Origin of the sequence: Cohnella ginsengisoli (assembly GCF_029525555.1) — a bacterium.
Classification (GTDB): domain Bacteria; phylum Bacillota; class Bacilli; order Paenibacillales; family Paenibacillaceae; genus Cohnella; species Cohnella ginsengisoli.
The window spans coordinates 1-20,961 of sequence record NZ_JAPDHZ010000007.1 but is presented as its reverse complement, the minus strand read 5'-3'; the positions used below and the strand labels follow the sequence as shown (position 1 = coordinate 20,961).

The 20,961-nt window shown below is 61.0% G+C and carries 18 protein-coding genes and 3 pseudogenes; 4 read left to right on the top strand and 17 right to left on the bottom strand.

Going from position 1 to position 20,961, the window contains the following annotated elements; all coding sequences use genetic code 11:
- Nucleotides 1-11: 11 nt before the first annotated feature.
- From ispF to OMP38_RS30380, 3 genes are all read right to left on the bottom strand, one after another.
- Nucleotides 12-491: a 2-C-methyl-D-erythritol 2,4-cyclodiphosphate synthase gene (gene ispF / locus OMP38_RS30390; RefSeq protein WP_277568441.1), complete on the bottom strand. Its 480-nt coding sequence runs from the start codon at nucleotides 489-491 to the stop codon at nucleotides 12-14.
- Nucleotides 488-1,192 carry a 2-C-methyl-D-erythritol 4-phosphate cytidylyltransferase gene (gene ispD, locus OMP38_RS30385; protein WP_277568440.1) on the bottom strand — a complete coding sequence of 235 codons (705 nt, stop codon included), beginning with the start codon at nucleotides 1,190-1,192 and terminating at the stop codon, nucleotides 488-490. The genes ispF and ispD overlap by 4 nt, the downstream gene beginning before the upstream one ends.
- 169 nt (nucleotides 1,193-1,361) lie before the next feature.
- Complete coding sequence (locus OMP38_RS30380) at nucleotides 1,362-2,468, bottom strand: PIN/TRAM domain-containing protein (protein WP_277568439.1); 1,107 nt, start codon at nucleotides 2,466-2,468, stop codon at nucleotides 1,362-1,364.
- Between the two features lie 258 nt (nucleotides 2,469-2,726).
- Between OMP38_RS30380 and OMP38_RS30375 the strand changes: the two genes are divergently transcribed.
- Nucleotides 2,727-3,122: a DUF1573 domain-containing protein gene (locus OMP38_RS30375; protein ID WP_277568438.1), complete on the top strand. Its 396-nt coding sequence runs from the start codon at nucleotides 2,727-2,729 to the stop codon at nucleotides 3,120-3,122.
- A 127-nt stretch (nucleotides 3,123-3,249) separates the two neighbouring features.
- Here the strand turns inward: OMP38_RS30375 and pssA are convergent, their stop codons facing one another.
- The 12 genes and pseudogenes from pssA to OMP38_RS30315 all read right to left on the bottom strand — a co-directional run bounded on the left by pssA (nucleotide 3,250) and on the right by OMP38_RS30315 (nucleotide 16,711).
- Nucleotides 3,250-3,990, bottom strand: a complete 741-nt coding sequence (gene pssA / locus OMP38_RS30370) for a CDP-diacylglycerol--serine O-phosphatidyltransferase (RefSeq protein ID WP_277568437.1) — start codon at nucleotides 3,988-3,990, stop codon at nucleotides 3,250-3,252.
- A gap of 145 nt (nucleotides 3,991-4,135) precedes the next feature.
- Nucleotides 4,136-5,186 (bottom strand): annotated as a pseudogene (gene disA, locus OMP38_RS30365) (DNA integrity scanning diadenylate cyclase DisA).
- A gap of 61 nt (nucleotides 5,187-5,247) precedes the next feature.
- Nucleotides 5,248-6,619 (bottom strand): annotated as a pseudogene (gene radA, locus OMP38_RS30360) (DNA repair protein RadA).
- Between the two features lie 141 nt (nucleotides 6,620-6,760).
- Nucleotides 6,761-7,906, bottom strand: coding sequence for an ABC transporter permease (locus OMP38_RS30355; RefSeq protein WP_277568436.1), 1,146 nt, complete (start codon nucleotides 7,904-7,906; stop codon nucleotides 6,761-6,763).
- Between the two features lie 2 nt (nucleotides 7,907-7,908).
- A complete protein-coding gene (locus tag OMP38_RS30350) occupies nucleotides 7,909-9,027 on the bottom strand; it encodes an ABC transporter permease (protein WP_277568435.1) in 1,119 nt (372 codons plus the stop codon).
- Between the two features lie 14 nt (nucleotides 9,028-9,041).
- A complete protein-coding gene (locus OMP38_RS30345) occupies nucleotides 9,042-9,977 on the bottom strand; it encodes an ABC transporter ATP-binding protein (RefSeq protein ID WP_277568434.1) in 936 nt (311 codons plus the stop codon).
- Nucleotides 9,978-10,098: 121 nt separating this feature from the next.
- Entirely contained in the window at nucleotides 10,099-11,220 is a 1,122-nt protein-coding gene (locus tag OMP38_RS30340; protein WP_277568433.1) for a sensor histidine kinase, read from the bottom strand.
- Between the two features lie 8 nt (nucleotides 11,221-11,228).
- Complete coding sequence (locus OMP38_RS30335) at nucleotides 11,229-11,927, bottom strand: response regulator transcription factor (RefSeq protein ID WP_277568432.1); 699 nt, start codon at nucleotides 11,925-11,927, stop codon at nucleotides 11,229-11,231.
- 167 nt (nucleotides 11,928-12,094) lie between these two features.
- A complete protein-coding gene (clpC, locus tag OMP38_RS30330) occupies nucleotides 12,095-14,563 on the bottom strand; it encodes an ATP-dependent protease ATP-binding subunit ClpC (RefSeq protein WP_277568431.1) in 2,469 nt (822 codons plus the stop codon).
- Nucleotides 14,564-14,602: 39 nt separating this feature from the next.
- On the bottom strand, nucleotides 14,603-15,667 hold the full coding sequence (locus tag OMP38_RS30325) for a protein arginine kinase (protein WP_277568430.1): 1,065 nt from the start codon (nucleotides 15,665-15,667) through the stop codon (nucleotides 14,603-14,605).
- 13 nt (nucleotides 15,668-15,680) lie between these two features.
- A complete protein-coding gene (locus OMP38_RS30320) occupies nucleotides 15,681-16,199 on the bottom strand; it encodes a protein-arginine kinase activator protein McsA (RefSeq protein ID WP_277568429.1) in 519 nt (172 codons plus the stop codon).
- A gap of 52 nt (nucleotides 16,200-16,251) precedes the next feature.
- A pseudogene (locus tag OMP38_RS30315) lies at nucleotides 16,252-16,711 on the bottom strand (CtsR family transcriptional regulator).
- A 258-nt stretch (nucleotides 16,712-16,969) separates the two neighbouring features.
- Here OMP38_RS30315 and OMP38_RS30310 point away from each other — a divergent pair.
- Entirely contained in the window at nucleotides 16,970-17,104 is a 135-nt protein-coding gene (locus OMP38_RS30310; RefSeq protein ID WP_277568428.1) for a hypothetical protein, read from the top strand.
- Between the two features lie 68 nt (nucleotides 17,105-17,172).
- Here OMP38_RS30310 and OMP38_RS30305 read toward each other — a convergent pair whose 3' ends face one another.
- Together OMP38_RS30305 and OMP38_RS30300 are read right to left on the bottom strand one after the other, a co-directional pair.
- Complete coding sequence (locus OMP38_RS30305) at nucleotides 17,173-18,339, bottom strand: GNAT family N-acetyltransferase (RefSeq protein WP_277568427.1); 1,167 nt, start codon at nucleotides 18,337-18,339, stop codon at nucleotides 17,173-17,175.
- A 36-nt stretch (nucleotides 18,340-18,375) separates the two neighbouring features.
- Nucleotides 18,376-19,782, bottom strand: coding sequence for an MFS transporter (locus OMP38_RS30300; protein WP_277568426.1), 1,407 nt, complete (start codon nucleotides 19,780-19,782; stop codon nucleotides 18,376-18,378).
- 122 nt (nucleotides 19,783-19,904) lie between these two features.
- Here OMP38_RS30300 and OMP38_RS30295 point away from each other — a divergent pair, with 122 nt between their 5' ends.
- A complete protein-coding gene (locus OMP38_RS30295; RefSeq protein WP_277568425.1) occupies nucleotides 19,905-20,222 on the top strand; it encodes an ArsR/SmtB family transcription factor in 318 nt (105 codons plus the stop codon).
- Between the two features lie 107 nt (nucleotides 20,223-20,329).
- Nucleotides 20,330-20,758 carry a VOC family protein gene (locus OMP38_RS30290; RefSeq protein WP_277568424.1) on the top strand — a complete coding sequence of 143 codons (429 nt, stop codon included), beginning with the start codon at nucleotides 20,330-20,332 and terminating at the stop codon, nucleotides 20,756-20,758.
- Nucleotides 20,759-20,961 lie beyond the last annotated feature (203 nt).

The window sequence follows — 20,961 nt, the reverse complement described above, 5'->3', positions numbered from 1 at the left end:
GTTCCCGTTCCTTATGCTTCCTTCGCGAGCAAGACGACCGCCTGCGCGGCGATGCCCTCGCCCCGTCCCGTGAAGCCGAGCCGCTCCGAGGTCGTCGCCTTCACGTTCACTTGATCGGCCTCGCCTCCGAGCGCGCGCGCGATCACGTCGACCATTGCCGGAATATGCGGAGCCATCTTGGGCGCCTGCGCGATGATCGTCGCGTCGACGTTGCCGAGCCGGTAGCCGCGCTCCGTCGCGAGCGCCCATACCCGCTCGAGCAGCACGACGCTGTCCGCATCCTTGAAGGCCTCGTCCGTATCGGGAAAATGCTTGCCGATATCGCCCAACGCCAGCGCGCCGAGCACGGCGTCGCTGATCGCGTGCAGCAGCACGTCGGCGTCGGAATGGCCGAGCAGTCCCTTCTCGTACGGGATGCGAACGCCGCCGATAATGCATGCGCGGCCTTCCGTAAGCTGATGTACGTCAAAGCCTTGTCCTACTCTAATCATTCGTTTCGCTCCAATCCGTCGCGCCGGCGCCGTTCCAGCAGCAATTCGGCGATGGGCAGGTCCTCCGGCGTCGTTATTTTCAAGTTGGCATAATCGCTCTCCACGATGGCCACCTTGCGGCCGAGCCGCTCGAGCAGCATCGCGTCGTCCGTCGCCTGCGCGCCCTCGCGGCGCGCGCGCTCGTGGGCGTCCATCAGCTCCACGCGGCCGAACGCCTGCGGCGTCTGAACCGCCCACAGCAGGCTCCGCTCCGGCGTCGACACGATCATCCCGCCGCCGTCCGACAGCTTGATCGTGTCCTTGACCGGCACCGCCAGCGCGGCAGCGCCGCTCTCCTCCGCCGCGGCACAGCAGGCGGCGATCCGCTCCGGCGTCACGAGCGGCCGCGCCGCGTCGTGGACGAGCGCGCCTTCGGCGCGCAGCGCGGCCAGCCCGGCGTACACGCTGTCCTGCCGCTCCGCGCCGCCGGGGATGACGGCCGTCAGCTTGCGGATGCCGTGCTCGCGCGCGAGCGCCTCGGCCTGCGCTTCTTCGCCCGCCGCCGCCACGATCACGATCTCGGTCACCGCGCCGCAAGCTTCGAAAGCCTCCAGCGTATGCGCCAGCACCGGGCGCCCGTTCAGCGGCAAGTACGCCTTATTCATGCCGGCGCCCATGCGCTTGCCGCTGCCCGCCGCGACGATGACCGCTCCCCAATCCATGTCCACGCCCTCTTTCGCCTTGGCATGATCGCGGACGGACGTCTCGAAAATCCCCGCGCCGTCCGCAATCGTGAAGAAGGACGGGACCCCAGCGGGTCCCGCCCGTATACCCTTCCATCATACCCGGTCGGCGTTCATTTTCCAAGTGGGCGGGACAAGCCCTCCCTTTTCACAAAGCCCGCTCCAGCAGCTTCGGCTTCGCGAAGATCATCCGTCCCGCCGACGTCTGCAGGACGCTCGTGACGAGCACCTCCATCGTCGTGCCGATGAAGTCGCGCCCGCCCTCCACCACGATCATCGTGCCGTCGTCGAGGTATGCGACGCCTTGCCCGTGCTCCTTGCCGTCCTTGATAACCTGCACGACGATCTCCTCGCCCGGCAGCACGACCGGCTTCACGGCGTTCGCCAGATCGTTGATGTTCAGCACGGATACGCCCTGCAGCTCGCACACCTTGTTCAGGTTGAAGTCGTTGGTGACGACCTTGCCGCGCATCGCCTTCGCGAGCTTCACGAGACGGCTGTCGACCTCGCCGGTCTCGTCGCCCGGATCCTCGTAGATGAGTACCTTCACGTCCAGTTCCTTTTGGATCTTGTTCAGGATGTCGAGCCCCCGGCGGCCGCGGTTGCGCTTGAGCAGATCGGACGAATCCGCGATATGCTGCAGCTCCTCCAGCACGAACTCTGGGATGACCAGGGTGCCTTCGATGAATCCCGTCTTGCAGATGTCGGCGATGCGGCCGTCGATAATGACGCTTGTATCCAGAATCTTGTGCTCCTCGAACCTGGGCGCATTGTCCGCCGCCGGCTCCGGCTTGCGCCGATCGACGCCCCAGCCCGCGACCTCCTCTTGCTTGCGCAGGCCGATATGCGTTCCGGCGTACGCGAACGCCAGCGCCGTCGCTGCGGAGAGCAGCGCGCCTACCCGCGGCACCGCGCCGAGATACGGCATGAGCAGCATGGCAAGGACAAGCCCCGTACCGCCGCCCGCGAGCCCAGCGATTAGCTGCGTGGCCGGCATTCCCGCGAGCCGGTCGACGCTCCTGCGCAGCAGCTCCGAGAGCGGTCCCGCGCAAGCCGTCGCGACGAGCAGTCCCAGCGCCGCGCCGATCCAAGCCGCGTATGCGCCGATTCCTCCGCCGTACGCCGCCGTGCCGAGCGCGTCGCCCATCCAGGACGCGCGGCCGCCGCCGGACGCGCCCGCGGAAGATGCGAACCCTTGTCCGATCGCAAGGCCCGCCAGCAGCCCGAAGGCTTGTATCAATCGTTTCATCAACATAAGTATCACTCCCAAGAATAACCTGATTTGCTACCAGTATGGTCCAAATTCGGGCTGCTTAATCCTGTCTCGGGAGCGGAAAGAGAATGGGCCTGCTCAAGCGCCCTTAATCAGAGCGGTCCTAAAAAGAGGCAGCCAGCCCGGCAGGCTCTTCGCGCGGATGCGCAGAAGTCCTATCGTTTTCGTTTTGTAATACGGGACGCCTTGCACTATAATGAGTTCTAAGCAACGCCAATACGGGCAACCGAGGTGGATGGAATGAGCGCGCCAACACTGCAGGAATTTCAGGAGCAGGTGTCTGAGCTTTTGCTACGTCACCGCAGCTTGCTGGATGTCATGACCAAGTACAGTCAGTCGAACGCTTCGGTCAACCGGGCTGTGTCCAAGTCCATCACCGAATGCGGATGCATTGAACTAAGCGCCAAGCAGCAAGGCTTCTCCCCCGATCTGGAATTGGACGAGGCCAAGCGCCAGACCAAGTCCCACATGACGGGCGAGCTCTGCGAGCAATGCGCCGACATCATTCGTTCCGAGATGGGCAAGAACCTGTTCTATCTGTCCGCTTATTGCAATCTGCTTGGCGTCAACCTGGAGGAAGTCGTCACCAAGGAATCGGAAAAATGCAGCACGCTCGGCTGGTTTAACCTGACCTAGTTCAGGACGAACGTCGCTTCAAACGAAAAAAAGCCGTCCAACGCCGATATGGCGAAGGACGGCTTTTATGTCGTCGGTAAGCGATAAAGCTGCAGGGAGCGAACGCCGCCGAAACGCTGCGAAACGCTTATGCCCCGCGGCGCGGCCGCTCCTCGTTCTTGCGCCGTTTGCGGCGCAGGCGCTTATAGGCGCCGGAGAACATGCGCTCAACGTTTTTTTTTAGGCCCCAGAGCGCGTACAGGAGCAGCATCACGAGGATGAAGTTCGGGATCGCGCGCGGGAACATGAACGCCAGGATCACCGCGGCTATGACGACCAGCGGCACGGCCCAGATCGCGGCCTTCGGCAGCCCGAGCTTCTTGAAGTTCGGGTACTTCAGGCTGCTGACCATGAGGAAGGACAGCGCCAACGTCGCGACGAGCAGCAGGTACACGTGCAGATCGTTGTGGAACAGCGCGAGCGTCGCGAGCACGCCGCCGGCCGCCGGAATCGGCAGTCCGATGAAGTAGCCGGGAATGCCCTCGATCACGTTGAAGCGGGCGAGCCGCAAGGCGCCGCAGATCGGGAAGATCGCGGTGATGATCCACGCGAGCGCCGGATTGACGTCGGTGAAAGCGGCCTGGTACATGATGAAGGCCGGCGCGACGCCGAACGAGATGACGTCCGACAGCGAATCCAGCTCCTTGCCGAACTCGCTCTGGACGTTCAGCGCCCGGGCCACCCGGCCGTCGAGGCCGTCGAGCAGCATGGCGATGATCACGAGCAAGGCAGCGCCGTCCGCGCGGTCGTTGAACGCTAATATAATCGATAATACGCCTAAAAATAAATTGCCTATCGTGAACAGGTTCGGCAATGACTTTGTAAACATTGGACTTCACCTCTACTTTACTATACCCGATCGAGCCGATCGCCAACGCTTGAGACGACATGGCCCAGGCGGGCTGAGTCTAAGAGCCGGCTGCAAGCGGATGCAGATATCGTCTCCGCAGGCAACATTCCCCATTGTATGATGCCTATATCTGTCTGTCAATGAACACCTGATCCCGGATTCGCTTGAGTCCGTCGCGGATCGCGCGGGCGCGGACTTCTCCGATGCCGTCGACCTCGTCGAGCTCTTCGATCGAAGCTTGGGCGATATGCGTCAGCGCGCCGAAGCGATCGACGAGATTGTGGATGATGACGGCCGGCAGCCGCGAGACTTTGCTCAGGATCCGATAGCCGCGGGAAGGCAGTCCCTCCTCGGCCACGGCGCTCAGCGACACGTAACCCAGCAGCCGGATGATCAGCACCGAATCCAGCAGCTCGTCGGAACTCAGCTTTTTTGAGCGCGTGCTGAATCTCGCGAATGCGCTCCTCGGAGGCTTCCTTGGCGTAGTCCTTGAGCAACAGGCGAGCCTCTTCTTCGGCATGGCCGACCAGCTCCTCCAGCTGCATGTTAATCAGACGGCCTTCGTTGCCCAGCTCCAGCACGTATCGCTTGATCTCCATCCGGATGCGCAGCACCATCTCGGCTCGCTGCAGGGCATAGACGACTTCGTGCATCGTCACCTGATTCTCGAATTCCAGTGCCGACAGGTCCGTCAGCGTCTGCGTGTAGACCGCCCGGTACCGCTCCAGCGTCTGGATCGCCTGGTTCGCCTTGGTCAGGATGACCGCCATGTCCTTGAGCGCGTAGCGCAACTGGCCTTGGTACAGCGTGATGATATTGCGCCGCTGGGAAATGGAGACGACGAGCTGGCCGGTCTGCTTCGCCACCCGCTCCGCGGTGCGGTGCCGGATGCCCGTCTCGATCGAGGAGATCGAGGGATCGGGAATCAGCTGCGTGTTGGCGTACAAGATCCGCTTGGCGTCCTCGCTCAGGATGATCGCGCCGTCCATCTTGGCGAGCTCGTACAGATAGTTCGGACTGAAGTCGCAGTTGATGGAAAAGCCGCCGTCGACGACCTCCATCACCTCCGGCCCGTATCCCACGACGATGAGCGCGCCGGTCTTGGCGCGCAGCACGTTCTCGAGTCCGTCGCGCAGCGGCGTGCCCGGCGCGACTATCCGCAGCAGCTGGTTCATGACGTCCTGCTGCTCGCGTTCTTTGTCTTTGATCTCTTTCGTCACGCGATCCGTTCCCCCCCTATTCCAATGCCGCCTTGAGCGCTTCGGCCACAGATTTGACGGGTACCAGCCGGATACCCGCGGGCGGCTGCCAGCCCTTCATGCTCGCTTCGGGCAGGATGACCCGCTTGAAGCCGAGCTTGAGCGCTTCCTTGACGCGCGTCTCGGCGCGGGAGACCGCCCGCACCTCTCCCGTAAGCCCCACCTCTCCGAAGACGACGTCGTCGGGCTTGGTAGCCAGGTCGCGAAAACTCGAAGCCAGGCTGACCGCGGCCGCCAGGTCCGCCGCCGGCTCATCCAGCTTGATGCCGCCGGCGACGTTCACGTAGGCATCCTGATTTTGAAAAAACATGCCCATTCGCTTCTCGAGTACCGCGATCACGAGCGATATCCGATGGTGGTCGAGTCCTGAGGACATCCGCCTCGGCGACGGAAAGTGCGTTGGCGCGACGAGCGCCTGCAGCTCGACCATGACGGGCCGCGTCCCTTCCATGCTCGCGACGACCGTCGAGCCGGACACGCCGAGCGGGCGCTCGGTGAGAAACAGCTCGGAAGGATTCGACACCTCGCGCAGTCCGTCCTCCGACATGTCGAAGATGCCGATCTCGTTGGTGGAGCCGAAGCGATTCTTGACCGCGCGAAGCAGACGGTACGAATGATGGCGTTCTCCTTCGAAGTAGAGCACGCAGTCGACCATGTGCTCAAGCAGCCGCGGGCCGGCGATGGCGCCTTCCTTGGTCACGTGGCCGACGAGCACGGTCGCGACGCCGCCCTGCTTGGAGATGCGCATGAACTGGGCAGTGCATTCGCGCACCTGCGCGACGCTGCCCGGCGCGGACGGCACGTCGGGACGGTAAACGGTCTGAATCGAATCGATCACGAGAAAGTCCGGCTTCACTTCCTCGATGGACTGCTCGACGAGGTCCAGGTTCGTCTCGCACAGCACGAACAGACGCTCGCTAAGCGCACCCAGCCGGTCGGCGCGAAGCTTGGTCTGCCGGACGGATTCTTCCCCGGACACGTACAGCACGGTCAGGCCTTGGCCGGCGAGCGCGTTCGACGTCTGCAGCAGCAGCGTCGACTTGCCGATGCCGGGGTCGCCGCCGACGAGCAGCAGCGAGCCCGGCACGAGCCCGCCGCCCAGCACGCGGTTGAGCTCCCCCGTTTCCCGTCGGGATCCGCGGCTCCTTGCCGCTTTCTATGTGTATGATGGACTGGGCCTTTTCTTTCGTCCGGGTCAGCTCGCTGCTGCGGCCGACGTTCGCCTTGACGACCGGCTCGGCTTCTTCCACCATCGTGTTCCATGCGCCGCACCCCGGGCACTTGCCCATCCACTTGGGCGATTCGGTGCCGCATTCGGTGCAGACGAACTTGATTTTCAGCTTGGCCATGGGATTCCCTTCATTAATTCGCTAGTTACAAGAAGTGTATCATACTTACTCTACCCGGTTAAAGTCCGGTTCCCCCCGCCTACGCAAAGATCCGCCGCGAGGGGGGGGACCCTGGCGGCGGACTGGGAGTGGGGATCGTTTTTAAACGAAGGTCCTCGTATCGTTGTTGCGGCTGAAGCGGAAGATGGCGATCGCGGCGAAGGCGGCGGCGAAGGCGGCCAGCACGAGCAGGTTCATGTAGAGGCTGCCGAAGCTGTCGCCATGCTGCAGACGGTTCACCGTGTCGAGCAGCCAGTGCTGCGGGAGGAACGCGCCGATCTTGCGAATGGCGTCAGGCATGATGTCCATCGGGAAATAGCAGCCGGCAAGCACGCAAGTTGGCGTAATGATGAGATTTTGCAGCGCGCTCGACTGGCCTTTGGACTTGGAGAGCGAGACGATAAGCAGCGACAGCGCGATCGCGCCGAGGCCGAACAGCACCAGGACCAGCGCGAGCTGCATGACCGGTACGCCCGAGTCGATATGGAGCACCGCCCGCATAAAGGTCAGCGTCAAGGCGATCTGGCATACCATGGCGACGATATTGACCGCGACGTTCGCCGCGACGTACGACCGGGCGGTGACCGGCGAAGAGAGGAGGCGCAGGAACGTGCGATTTTCTTTTTCGCGCAGGATCATCTCCGACATGTTGACGGACGAGAACATGATGAAGGCCACCAGGAAACCGAGCGATTGATACGTCGTGTCTTTGACGTTGGACGCGTCGTTCAATAGCTCGTGGCTCACTTTGAAGCTGCCCTGCGAATAATCGCCGTAGATTTGCTCGAAGCGCGCCTTGTCTCCCTTCGATTCTGCGGCGATCGAAGCGACGTTGTTCAGATAGCCGTCCAGCATGGCCTGGACATAAGCCGTCACCTGCGCGCCTTTGACGGACAGCAGCTCGAGCTGCTGCGGCGAACCTGCCTTGAGCGTCTCCCCGAACCCTGCCGGGATAACGATGCCCGCGTCCAGCTTGCCCGCAGCGATCCGGTCCTTCAGGTCGGCATCCGACGTATCCGTTATCTTGACGCCGTCCAACGCCCCGATGAAGGCGGCGACGTCGCGGCCGACGGCGTCCGCGCCGTCCTGCTGCACGATGCCGATGCGGAGACCCGCGCCGCCGGCGTTGCCGTAGAGCGCGGCGGATATCAGAACGCCGGCGACGGGCAGCAGAAACAAAATCATATTCGAGCGTTTGCGGAAGGTGTTCCGAAAAGTATGGGCCATGAGCCAGAGGATCGTTTTCACGGTTAGATCGTCTCCCTTCTGCGGATAAAGAACATGCATACGGCGAGCAGGACGACGGCGCCCGCGAGATTATAGCCTGCGGCCATCAGAGCGGGGGCGGTGTCCCCGCCGAACACCGTCTCGATGACGCCGGCATTGTTCCAGCGCAGCGGCGAGTAGTAGGATACGGCGCCGATAAAGCCGGTAAAGTCATTCACCGGAAAGTATGCGCCGCCTACGAACGAGGCGATCTGGATAAAGATGAGCAAGAACGAATGCGACGCTTTGCTGCGGAAGATCATGCCGACCGCGAGGCCGAAGCCGATGGCCATGAGCACCTCCGTGATCAGAACGAGCAGGACGTGCACCGGATGATCCCCCCAGTTCGCGCCGAAGGCGAAATGGCTGATCAGCATGACGGCGACGATGAAGATGGCGTTGATGACGGTGCTGCCAAGCACCTTGCCGGCGAATATCTCCGCTTTGGACACCGGCGCTGCGGCCAGCCGGACGATCGTGTGGCGGGTCCGTTCGGTCTCGATGAGCGCAGAGGCGCTAAGCGCCGCGTACAAGGCGATCATCGTCGTCATCGCGACCGCATAGTAGTCCATGGAATTCGGCTGACTGTCTGCCGTGAGCGACGTAGCCTTCACCAGTTGAGCGGGCGATTGGCCGCTGCCGTTCGTTTGAGAGGATGCGCCTGCGCTCGCGAAGGCGGCCTCCAGATTGTAGCGGTCTGCAAAAGATCTCAGCATGCCCTGCAGGATGTTGCTCTCGACCGTGCTCCGGCTGTTGTCGTAATAAGCGATCCCCTTGTCGGAGACGTCGGCGTAAGCCGCGTACTGCGCTTCCTTGACGGCCTGCTTGCCGTCCTGTCCGGCAGGCAGCGGTTCGATCAAGACCCCGCTTTCTTCGGCAGCCTTGGCGAAGCTCTCCCAGCCCGCTGCCAGCGCGGGGCTAGCTTGATCGATCTTGTACGCCATCTTGATGTCGCCGATCTCGATGCTGCCGGAGAAGGCGTTGGACAATGCCAAGCCCAGAATGAGCATGAGCGCGATCGGAAAGGCAAGCATGAAGAGGAAGGTGGACTTGTTGCGCAGCGCCGATACGATTTCTTTTTTTGCGATATGCAGCGTGTTCACGTTCTCGTCCCCCCTTAATCTCTCAGATTGCGGCCGGTCAGCGTCAGGAATACCGTCTCGAGGTTCGGCGCCTGCTCCTCGACCGCGCGAATCTCCATGCCGTCGCGGATGAGCTGCTGGACGATGTCGTTCAGGTTGGCGATCTCGGCGCGGGACTGGATCTTGATTCGCTGCTCTTCGATTCGGACGCTCAGAACGCCGCGGATCTCTTTGAGCCTCTCTTGACTCAGGCCTTCGACGCTCTTCACGTCGATCCAGATCTCCTTGGAGTCCGTGATGATCGCCTTGAGCTGCTCCTTGGTGCCGTCCGCGATGATCTTGCCGTGATCGACGATCGCGATTCGCGTGCAGATCTCTTCGACCTCTTCCATGTAGTGGCTGGTATACAGAATCGTGCATCCCATGCGATTCAGTTCTTTGACCGAATGCAAAATGTAATTGCGCGAGTGAGGATCGATGCCGACCGTCGGTTCGTCCATGATGATCAGCTTCGGTCTGTGGGCGATTGCGCAAGCGATGTTGAGCCGGCGCTTCATGCCGCCCGAGAAGTTCTTGGGGAGCTCCTTGTGCTTGTCGCCGAGTCCGACGAAGCTAAGCGCCTCCTCCACCCGCGCCTTCAGCTCGTTTCCGCGGAAGCCGTACAGCCCGGCGAAAAATCTCACGTTTTCGAAAGCGGTCATGTCCTCGTAAATGGCCAGGTCCTGCGGCACGATGCCGATATTCATCTTGGCGAAGTAGGCGTGCTTGGCGATGTTTTTGCCGAGAAACTTGATCTCGCCTTTCGTCGGGCGGAGCAGCGAGGCGATCATGCTGATCGTCGTGCTCTTGCCCGCGCCGTTCGCGCCCAGGAAGCCGAAGATCTCTCCTTCCTTTAAGTTGAGAGACATATTGTCCACCGCCGCGAAGTCCCCGAACTTCTTGGTCAGTCCGCCGATCTCGATAATGTTCATCGCGCATTCGCTCCCGTCGTTCATTTGTTAATCTCATCATAAAAAAAAAGGACGCCCTTATGTCAGTGCATAAGTTCATCCTTTGGCATGAGAAATCTCATATGAATCGCTCATGAGAATCTCATGAGCCCGCGCGCACGGGCAGCAGCGTCGTCACGCTGAAGCCGCGCGAGCCGTCGACGATGATCGTGCCGCCCTCCGACGCCGCGCGCTCCTCCATGCCGACGATGCCGAGTCCCTTGACCACCTTGTTCGCCCCGCGTCCGTCGTCGCGCACGACTGCCTTGACGAATTTGTTCAGGACGAGCACCTCGACGGCGATCGACTCCGCGCCGCTATACTTGAGCGAATTGGTGACGGCCTCGGTGACGTTCGCTTGAATGATGCGCCACTGAAGCTGGGTGATCGTATCCAGGTCTCCGGCGTAGTTCAATGTCGCCCGGATGTCCTGCTTCGCCGACAGCTGGTCCACGAACAGCTGCAGGCGCCCGATGCCGAGCTGCTCGGCGGGCGGCTTGGACTGCTTCAGCGTCAGCCGGATGCGCTCCAGCCCTTCCTTGGAGATGACGATCGCATTGCCCAGCAGCTCCTCTGCCTTCGCCCGGTTCGAATCGAGCAGCCGCCTGGCCGCCTCCATCTGAATGAGCGCGCCGGCCATCGAGTGGCCGATCTCGTCGTGGATCTGCTGCGACAGCCGTCCCCGCTCCTCCAGCTTGATCGTATATTCGGACTGCCTTGCGTACTCCTCGTTGTCCGCGAGCGCCCGGGTGAGCCTGCGCGCATCGTCCTGGAGCTTGTCCCGCTCCTCCTCTCGAAGGGCAAGGCGCTTGTGCAGCGCGCAGGTGGACATGTACAGCATCAAGCACAGCGCCGACGCCAGCGCGTAGACCGGCCGGTTCTGCGCGGGCAGCAGCCAGGCCGCCGCAGCCAGTACGGCAGCGGTCTGCCAGTTGTCGGCGCCGACGCCCCAAGCCGCTTCGTACAAGTTCGGGACGGCGAGCAGCAGGAACACCGGGTGCAGCTCCAGCGCGCCGTAGATCGCGAGGGCGGCGGACAGCGCCGACACCGCGAGCGACGCCATTTTGATGCGCCTGAGGGGCGGGATGCCGAAGCTAAGGCACGTATAGATCAGCAGGACAAGCATATAGGCGGGCCGGAACGAATCGTCGTGCGGCGTCCCGTATAACATGTATCCGATAAACAGCAGCAGAGCGGATTTGCTCCCGAGCAGCCACAGCTCCATCGGCTTTTTTACTCCTCTTCCATCACGCGGGCCTCGCCCGTGAGATAGTAAATCGCGATCTGCGTGCGGTGCTCGAGGCCCGTCTTGTTCAAGATCGACGTAATGTAGTTCGCCGTCGTGCCTTCGGAAATGAACAGCTTGCGCGAAATCTCCTTGTTCGACAATCCGCGGGCGATCTGCGCCATGATGTCGAGCTCGCGCTCGGTGAACAGGCTGCGGTCGATCGCTTCGCCGGGCTTTGCGGACGGCGCGGGCGCGCGCGCCGGCGCCGCGGCCTGCGGCGATGCACCCTGCGCGAGCTGCGCCTTGATCTTGTCCAGGACGACGTCCTGAAGCACGTCATGGTTGTTGTGCACGCTCTTGATGGCGTCGCGAATCCGCTCCGGATCGTTATTTTTCAGCAGGTAGCCTCTTGCCCCCGCCTTGATCGCTTCGAGAATGTATTCCTCGTCGTCGAAGGTCGTCAAAATGAGCGGCTTGGTCTTCGTGTTCGCCGCGATGAGTCTCGCCGCCTCCACGCCGTTCATGTTCGGCATGCGAACGTCGAGCAGCGCCACGTCCGGCGCGTGCGCCTCGCAGAAGGCGGCGGCCTGGGCGCCGTCCTCTACCGCCCCCACGACCTCGAACTCCTCGAAGCTGGTCAGAATAATTTTCATTCCCTCGCGGATAAATGAGTTGTCGTCGGCGATCAGCACTTTGATCGGCAATTCCTTCCACCTCGCTTTAGTCTATGTAGATCATAAGCGCTGCGAGGGCGCCGCGCAATCGACATTATGCTTGATAGGCCTCCCTGCAAAACGCCAATCAACGCAAAAACGCCTGCGGAACGACTCTGACGAGTGTTCCGCAGGCGCGGACGTTGCAGGCAATTGAATTAGCCGTTGTTCTTGACCGCTTCGCTCTCTTCGGGAGACGACGGCTTGGTGTTGTTCACGACAAGCGCGCCTTCCTTCTCGTCGATCTCGAGCGAGTCGCCCTTCGAGATCTTGCCGAGCAGCAGCTCCTCGGACAGACGATCCTCGATATGCTTCTGGATCGCCCGGCGCAGCGGACGCGCGCCGTAAGCCGGATCGAAGCCTTCCTTGGCGAGGAAGCTCTTGGCCGCTTCGGTCAGCTCGAACTTGACGTCGTGCTCGACGAGGCGCTTCTTGAGATCGTCGGCCATGAGCGTGACGATCTGCGCGATGTGCTCTTCGGCGAGCGGGTGGAAGACGATCGTCTCGTCGATCCGGTTCAGGAACTCGGGGCGGAACGACTTTTTCAGCTCGCCCAGCACCTTATCCTTCATGTTGTTGTAGTCCTTGCCCGCATCCTGCACGGCGGTGAAGCCGAGCGAGGAATTGCGCTTGATCTGGTCGGCGCCGACGTTCGACGTCATGATGATCAGGGTGTTGCGGAAATCTACCGTGCGGCCCTTGGAATCGGTCAGACGGCCGTCCTCCAGCACCTGCAGCAGCACGTTGAACACTTCGGGATGCGCCTTCTCGATCTCGTCAAGCAGGACGACCGAGTAAGGCTTGCGGCGGACCTTCTCGGTGAGCTGGCCACCTTCGTCGTAGCCGACATATCCGGGAGGCGCCCCGACGAGACGGGAGGTCGAGTGCTTCTCCATGTACTCCGACATGTCGATGCGGATGACCGCGTTCTCGTCGCCGAACATCGCTTCGGCCAGGGCGCGCGCGAGCTCGGTCTTGCCGACGCCCGTAGGCCCGAGGAAAATGAACGAGCCGATCGGACGCTTCGGATCCTTGAGACCGGCACGGGAGCGGCGTACGGCGCGGGCGACGGCCTTGACGGCCTCCTCCTGGCCGATGACGCGGTCGTGCAAGATGCTCTCCAGCTTCAGCAGGCGCTCGGTCTCTTCCTCCGCCAGCTTGACGACCGGGATGCCGGTCCAGCTCGCGACGACCTGGGCGATATCGTCCGGCGTCACCTCGGAATCCGTGCGGCCCTGCTTTTCTTTCCAGGTATTCTTGGTAGAATCCAGCTCTTCGCGGATCTTCTGCTCGGTGTCGCGCAGCGCGGCAGCCTTCTCGAACTCCTGGCTCTGTACGGCGGCGTCCTTTTCCTTGCGGATATCTTCAAGGCGCGCTTCGAGCTGCTTGAGATTCGGCGGTACCGTGTACGAGCGCAGTCTGACCTTGGAGCTCGCTTCGTCGATCAGGTCGATCGCCTTGTCCGGCAGGAAGCGGTCCGTGATATAGCGGTCGGACAGCTTGACCGCGGCTTCGATCGCGTCGTCCGTGATCTTGACCCGGTGATGCGCCTCGTAGCGGTCGCGCAGGCCGTTCAGGATCTGGATGGCTTCTTCAGGCGACGGCTGGTCGACCGTGATCGGCTGGAAGCGGCGCTCGAGCGCGGCGTCCTTCTCGATATACTTGCGGTACTCGTCGAGCGTCGTCGCGCCGATGCACTGCAGCTCGCCTCTCGCGAGAGCCGGCTTCAGTATATTCGATGCGTCGATCGCGCCTTCAGCCCCGCCCGCGCCGATCAGCGTATGCAGCTCGTCGATGAACAGGATGACGTTGCCGGCTTGGCGAATCTCGTCCATGATCTTCTTCAGGCGGTCTTCGAATTCGCCGCGATACTTCGTGCCGGCGACGACGGAGCCCATGTCGAGCGTCATGACGCGCTTGTCGCGAAGCGTCTCGGGAATCTCGTTGTTCACGATGCGCTGCGCCAGGCCCTCGGCGATCGCCGTCTTGCCGACGCCGGGCTCGCCGATGAGGACCGGGTTGTTCTTGGTCCGGCGGGAGAGCACCTGGATGACGCGTTCGATCTCCTTGGCGCGTCCGATGACCGGATCGATATTGTTGTCGCGCGCGCTCGCCGTCAGGTCGCGTGCCAGGCCGTCGAGCGTAGGGGTGCTTACGTTGTTAGAAGGCCCGTGATTCTGCGATACGCTCTCGCTGCTGCCGAGGAGCTGCAATACCTGCTGGCGCGCTTTGTTCAGGCTGATGCCGAGGTTGTTCAGCACGCGTGCCGCCACGCCCTCGCCTTCGCGGATGAGGCCGAGCAGGATATGCTCCGTGCCGACGTACGTATGGCCGAGCTTGCGCGCTTCGTCCATCGACAACTCGATGACCTTTTTCGCGCGCGGGGTGTAAGCGATGTTGGTCGGCTGCTCCTGGCCGCGTCCGATGAGGGATTCGACTTCGTCCTGGATCTTCTCGAGACCGAGGCCCAGCGCGATCAGCGCCTTGGCGGCGATGGACTCGCCTTCGCGAATAAGACCGAGCAAGATATGCTCCGTGCCGATATTGTTGTGTCCCAGGCGCACCGCTTCTTCCTGTGCCAATGCAAGAACCTTTTGTGCGCGTTCGGTGAATCGTCCGAACATCATGAGACAGCACCTCCTCCGTATAATATAAGAATAGATGATTTAGGCATGAGTTGCCAGTCTGGACGAGATCATTTGGGCGCGGGTCATGTCCCGCTGCTCCGGACTAAGCGCCTCGCCGTAAGCCTGCTGCAAGTATCCAGGCTGAATCGAGACGAGCAGCTCGTTAAGCGTGCCCTCGTCCACGCCAGGCAGCAAGCCCAGATGAACGCCGAGCCGCAAGTCCGACAGTCGCTGCGAAGCTTCCTTCGCGTCGATGACGGCCGCATAACTCAGAATGCCGAACGACCTCTTGATCCGGTCCTCGACCTTTAATCTCGACTCGCCCATCAGCTTCGCTCGCGCCGCCTTCTCGTGCTCGATGATCTGCCTGGCGACCGCATGCAAATGATCGATAATCTCGGTCTCGGACTGGCCGAGCGTGATTTGGTTGGACACCTGGAACAGGTTGCCCGTCGCTTCGCTGCCCTCGCCGTACATGCCTCTGACCGCCAGGCCGACTTGCGTGACCGCCGACAGGATCCGGTTGATCTGTCCCGTCATGACGAGCGCGGGCAGATGCATCATGACCGATGCGCGAATGCCCGTGCCGACGTTGGTCGGACAGCTGGTCAGGAAACCGTACTTCTCGTCGAAGGCATAGTCGACGGCCTCCTCGAAGATATCGTCGATCTTGCTCGCGATATCCCAGGTTTCCTTCAATTGAAATCCCGCATGGAGACATTGAATGCGCAAATGGTCCTCTTCGTTCACCATCAGGCTGACGTCTTCGCCGGGGCCGAGCATCAGCGCGGCATGCTGGGCTTGGTTCGCCAGCGCCGGGCTAATCAGATGCTTTTCCACCAGCACCTGCTTCTCCAGCTCGCTCAGTTCGGACAGCCGCACGCTGCTGACTTCCCCTAGGCCGTTCAGCCTTCCGCTCTCGTTCACGAGAAGCAGCCGGTCCATCGCCTCCGCCGCCTGGGCTGCGCTGGCCATCATCGGAAACGGCAGATGCCGCAAATTCCGGGCGATGCGGACCCGGCTGCTGAGTACGACGTCGCGATCCGGCGCATCCTCCTTCATCCAGGGGCTCAGCGCCTCCGCGGTATATTTCCGATTACCCATGTGCCGTGCCCCCCTAACCGTTCTGGACTTCGCGCTCGAGCTCGCGGATGCGGTCGCGCAGATCGGCGGCGGACTCGAAGTCCTCGCCCTCGATCCGGGTCTGCATCTCCCGCTTCAAGCCGTCGATCTCGCGGCGCAGCCTGACCAGTCCGCCGGCCCGCTTCGGTACTTTGCCGACATGGACCGTGTTCCCGTGCACGCGCTTCAGCAGCGGATCAAGCCGTTCCGCGAACTGCTTGTAGCAGCGGGCGCAGCCGAACCGGCCGAGCTTGCTGAATTGACCGTACGTCATCCCGCAGCCCTCGCAGCGCTGCTGCTGGACTTGCGCTTTGGCGCTGGACAGTCCGGCGGGGTCGAAGTCCATGAGGCCGGAGAGCAGATTGTGGATGGAAAAGCCGGACGGCGTGCCGGGGATGAGCTCGCCCTTCTCCCTGGCGCATGCCTCGCATATGTGCAGCTCCGTCTTTTCTCCGTTGACGTACTTCGAAAAATGAAGCGTAGCCGGCCGCTGGCCGCACTCCTGGCATAACAACTTGATCTCCTCCCCACGGCTAAAGGTTCGCGAACTTGGACAATGGCCGATTCTAACGCGCGAGAAGCGCCAACAGCATGACTCGCATCAGGTTGGACCTCAGCTCGTCCTGCAGCGGCTGCTTGAGCGGCAATGCCTCCGTCGAAAGCGCGGTACGCATCAGATGCGCCTCCCGGGCAGTGACGATCCCTGCTTCTTCAAGCTGATAGATCAAGCCGTTGGCTTTGTTCTCGTCGATCCGGCTGCCTGCGCTCTGATGCAGCAGACGCTGAACGGCTTCCAGCGAAGGAAGGTCCACGCGCTGGATGCGGATGTAGCCCCCGCCCCCCCCGTTTACTCTCTACACTATACCCCTTTTCGAGCGTAAACCGCGTGCTGATGACGTAGTTGATCTGAGAAGGCACGCAAGAGAACTTCTCCGCCAGATCTCCCCGCTGGATCTCGACCGAGCCTGCGCTGCTCTGCAAGATCTGCTTTAGATAATGCTCGATCAGGTCGGATATGTTGCGCATAGCAAGAGCCTAACCCCCTTTCCGGAGAACGGCTTCGACTTCTGACTTTGACTTTCTTTGACTATAACCATATTATACGCGCTTTATAATAAAATGCAACCCTTCAAGCCGTTCCGGTTTGGAACCGGGATATCGGTCGCTCTCCTTCTCAGTATGCACCGATTCGGGCCCTTTTAACGTTCGCAGGTTGCCGCTTTTCTCTATTCAGCGGCCTGGTTATCATTTACATTATAAATATCAACGGAAAGCGGTGATCTAATGGCCATCGTCAATACGGTTCTGATCGTTGTCGTGATCGTTCTCCTGCTGCGCATCAATTCGAAGCTGCCGGGCAGGGATCTCGTCCAGGAGGCGGTCGACCGATACGAAGCCGCCAAACGACCGAAGCCTTAAGGCTCTAACGCAGAAGGCGCAAACCACGCCGACTCTGTGGCGATTGGCATTGCGCCTTCCTCGATCCCTCAGAAAAAGTCCATCAGGAACGTCTCGTATCTCGGCACGCGCCGTTCGAGCAGACCGACGAGCTCCGAATCTCCGCAAAGCCTTCCCGCCTCGGTTAACAGCCCCGGACGGCGCCCGCCCAACAACAGCGCGGTCAGCGTCTGAATGTCCAGCGTGACCGATGCCGCGGATTCCTCTTCCGCGCGAGACAGCGTCGCCTTGCCGTCCGTCCCGAGCGCCATACGGAACATGCCGTCGTTCCAGGGCGCATGCGCATCCTGCAGGCGGATCAGCAGCGTCTCTTCAGGCCCGGACGCGAACCGGTATTGGGATACGAACGCTTCAGCATCTACGATACGCGACATAAAGTACGGATGCGTCTCCTGCTTAAAGCGGGGATCGGCGACCAGAAACGGCAATGGATCGTCCATGGGCACCGTCATTAGAAGCCGGTCGATCATGGAATCGTGGTTCCCGACAAACTCCCATAGCCCGCTGCGGGCCGCTTCCGTAACGGACACCCATTCGAGCACCGTCATGACCCGATTTTCCACTTGATAATGAATATAACCTTCGGGTTCGCCCGCTTCGTTGCGGTACAAGGCGAGCAGTCCGGGCATGGTCCAGCGTTTGCGCGTCCACCATTCCTCGCTCCTGTCCAGCATGCCTGTATACCGCGATGCTGCTTTGGCATACAGGTCGGAGACAGCCGCCGTATTAGGCGCGATTCGCTCGACGCTTCCGGGCGCACTCCGTTTCGCCGGAAAATGACGCGGCTCAAGCTCGTATTTTTTGCGCTCGCAGGTCATCTCCCAACCGAATTTGCGGTAAAAGGGAAAAGCGAACGGATGCAGCATGCTGACCGTCTGACCCTGCTCGCGCATCTTCGCCAGCGATGCATGCAAAAGGCGGGACACGCAGCCATGCCGACGCGCTTCCGGCCAGGTCGCCACGCCCGCGATGCCGCCCATTTCCATGCTGCTTCCGTTCACCCATACGCGAAACGGAAGCAGGATCAGCGCCGACAGCAGCTTCCCTTGTTCGTCAAAGGCGCCTAGATGCTCCTCCGGCCGGAAGTAACGGAGTTCCGTCTCCCGCCGGTCCGGCGGCAGCTTAAATTGAAAGGCGAATTCGGATAATGCGATCCGCTCGTCGAAATCCGCGAGCGTCAAATGACGGATGTCCATACGATTGCCCAACCTCCCTTATGCTACCACTATAGCTTAAGGGCGTTCCGCTTGCACGGCCGAGGCGAGTACGGGCTTCGCGCTTCTGCCGCGGAGGTAGAGGGAGGCGCAGCCGATGGACAGCAGCACGACAACGGCCAGCCCCCAATAGATGTTGCTGTACGCTTCATGCAGCGGCAGGCTCTTCTGCCAGTCGATCGCGCTCGCGGACAGCGCCACGCCGAATGCGCCGCTTACGAACTGAAGGAGCTGGAACAGCCCCATGCCCGAGCCGATCTGCGAGACGGGCAGCAGCCGCGACATTTCGTTGGAGATGCTGCTGGTCATAAAAGTGAAGCCAAGGCTGAGCAGCATGTAGATCAACAGGATCGACACGTACGACGTACCGGACAGCAGCGCGAACAAAGCGACGGAGACCAGAATAAGCACCGGGATGTAACGGATAATAGCCGAGTTGCCGCTGCGGTCGATGATGCCGCCGACCTTGCGAGACATCAGGAGCGCGAGCAGCGAGCCCGGGAAAATCACGAGGCCGGACTCGATCGCGCTAAGACCATGGAGATGAACGAGTATTTGCGGAAGCAGGAACAATGTCGCGAAGCTGGACAGATACGCCGCCACGCCGACCGCGCTAAGGAGCAGGTACTTGCGGTTCGCGAAAAGCGCCGGCAGCACGAACGGATAACGGGCCGTGCGGATGCGAGCGGCGAACAGCACGAGCGCCAGCGCGCCGCCTGCTAACATGTACCACTGGTGATTCGTCAAAAACAATAGCAGGCCTGTCGTGCTGACGGCGGCCAGCAGGGCGCCCGGCAAGTCGAGCGAACCGGCACCCTTGCTTTCTCTCGGCAGCACGATCGCCAGCACGGGCACGAGGATCAGCGTTAGCGCACTGACGGCGAACAGGAAATGCCAGCCGAGATATTGCACGACGGCTCCGCCTACAACTGGGCCTAAGCCAAGGCCAAGCGAAGCGGCGGACATAATGATCGCCATCGCGGCGCCTCTGCGCTCCACCGGCACGTACCGGCTGATAAGCACTAGCCCCAGCGAGGGAATCGCGCCTGCGCCGGTCGCCTGCACGATCCGTACGATTAGCAGCATAAGGAAACTATTCGCGAACAGACCGATAATCGCGGCAAGACCGAAGAGCAGCAGACTAATGACCACAAGGCGCCGGATCGGCACGTAGTCCGACAGGCGGCTGTAAGTAATCGAGGCGATCGCGAATACGATGGAATAACCGGTCACGATCCAGGATGCGCTCGACGGCGACAGCATAAAGTCATGCGTGACATCGGGAAGCGCGAGATTGAACATCATCGTATTCATAATAACGAGTACCATGGCTAGGCCAAGGATAAGCGTCGCGACCTTTTCCGATTTAAATGACGGTGCTTCCTCCATCGCAGCAGCGCCGCTCACCGCTTTCTTTGCGTTCATTCGGTTCATCTCCATTCATTTATTTCATTGTTTTATTGTTCTATAATCATCGAACGATAGAAATATAACATTCCTTATGATAAAATGCAATTACGAATCTAATCAAAGGAGGGCTCCGCCTCATGAAGCCGCTTTTCCACCCAGATACAGCGGATATTCAGCTCTCTTCCGTATTATATGCGCTCAGCGACCCGGTTCGCTTAATGATGGTCTACAAGCTAAGACAGAACGGCGAACGCGCCTGCGGCGATATCGAGCTGCCGATCGCCAAGTCCACCGTCTCTCACCATAGCCGTACGCTGCGCGAAGCAGGCGTCATTCGTACGCGAACGCACGGCACGCAACGGCTGTTGTCCCTTCGCGAAGAGGATCTGGAATCGCGCTTCCCGGGACTGCTGAAATCAATTCTCGCTTCTTACGAAGAAACCGACGAGCTCTGAGCTCTCGGTTTTTTTGCATCGATGACAAGAGTTGTCACTATTAGCGGGTAAGCTGGCTTTGAGGACGCCGGATCGGTGACCCCATAAAAGCCAAGGAGCTGATCTCAGTGAGCATTCATTTTGTTCCTTTTATCCAGTTAGACGGTCGTGCCAAAGAAGCCATCGATTTTTATGTCGAAGCGCTTGGTGCCGAAGTGACGTTCAGTCAGACTTTCGGCGCTGGCCCCGGCGAATCGGACAACTCGATGTCGGAAGCGGTTAAGGATCGGATCGCGCACAGCGAATTAAAAATCGGAGAGGCCCAACTTATGGTCGCCGATTCCGAGCCCGGAAAAAGCCCGCGCGAAGGAGACCTGCTCACGGTCTGCATTACGACCCCCGATGTCGAGCAGGCCACGCGCATGTATCATGCGCTTCGAGAAGGCGGCGAAATGATCACGCCGCTTAGCGCCTTTCACTTCAGCCCTGCTTACGGCGTCGTGAAGGACAAGTTCGGCGTCACGTTCCAATGCTTCACCTCGAAGCGGCGCAGCTAGCCTGGCATGCCAATCGCTCCATGTGGACATAGAATCCGTATTTTCTTGGATTGTCTTCTCTTTTCGCCACATTGCGGACCGTGGTTCCGAAGCGTGGTTCCGCACTGGTCGTATGCCGACCGATTAGCGGATCTCGTGTCCGATCACATAAACCCCTGCCACCCACGCGCTCATGCAGAGGCCGACCGAAACCAACAAAAAGA

Coding starts and splice junctions, on each gene's coding strand:
- OMP38_RS30295 (WP_277568425.1), top strand. CDS start 19,905: ATGAAGCCGCTTTTCCACCCAGATACAGCGGATATTCAGCTCTCTTCC.
- OMP38_RS30310 (WP_277568428.1), top strand. CDS start 16,970: ATGGCCATCGTCAATACGGTTCTGATCGTTGTCGTGATCGTTCTCCTG.
- OMP38_RS30325 (WP_277568430.1), bottom strand. CDS start 15,667: ATGGGTAATCGGAAATATACCGCGGAGGCGCTGAGCCCCTGGATGAAG.
- OMP38_RS30375 (WP_277568438.1), top strand. CDS start 2,727: ATGAGCGCGCCAACACTGCAGGAATTTCAGGAGCAGGTGTCTGAGCTT.
- pssA (WP_277568437.1), bottom strand. CDS start 3,990: ATGTTTACAAAGTCATTGCCGAACCTGTTCACGATAGGCAATTTATTT.
- OMP38_RS30340 (WP_277568433.1), bottom strand. CDS start 11,220: ATGGAGCTGTGGCTGCTCGGGAGCAAATCCGCTCTGCTGCTGTTTATC.
- ispD (WP_277568440.1), bottom strand. CDS start 1,192: ATGGATTGGGGAGCGGTCATCGTCGCGGCGGGCAGCGGCAAGCGCATG.
- ispF (WP_277568441.1), bottom strand. CDS start 491: ATGATTAGAGTAGGACAAGGCTTTGACGTACATCAGCTTACGGAAGGC.
- clpC (WP_277568431.1), bottom strand. CDS start 14,563: ATGATGTTCGGACGATTCACCGAACGCGCACAAAAGGTTCTTGCATTG.
- OMP38_RS30305 (WP_277568427.1), bottom strand. CDS start 18,339: ATGGACATCCGTCATTTGACGCTCGCGGATTTCGACGAGCGGATCGCA.
- OMP38_RS30300 (WP_277568426.1), bottom strand. CDS start 19,782: ATGAACGCAAAGAAAGCGGTGAGCGGCGCTGCTGCGATGGAGGAAGCA.
- OMP38_RS30380 (WP_277568439.1), bottom strand. CDS start 2,468: ATGTTGATGAAACGATTGATACAAGCCTTCGGGCTGCTGGCGGGCCTT.
- OMP38_RS30345 (WP_277568434.1), bottom strand. CDS start 9,977: ATGAACATTATCGAGATCGGCGGACTGACCAAGAAGTTCGGGGACTTC.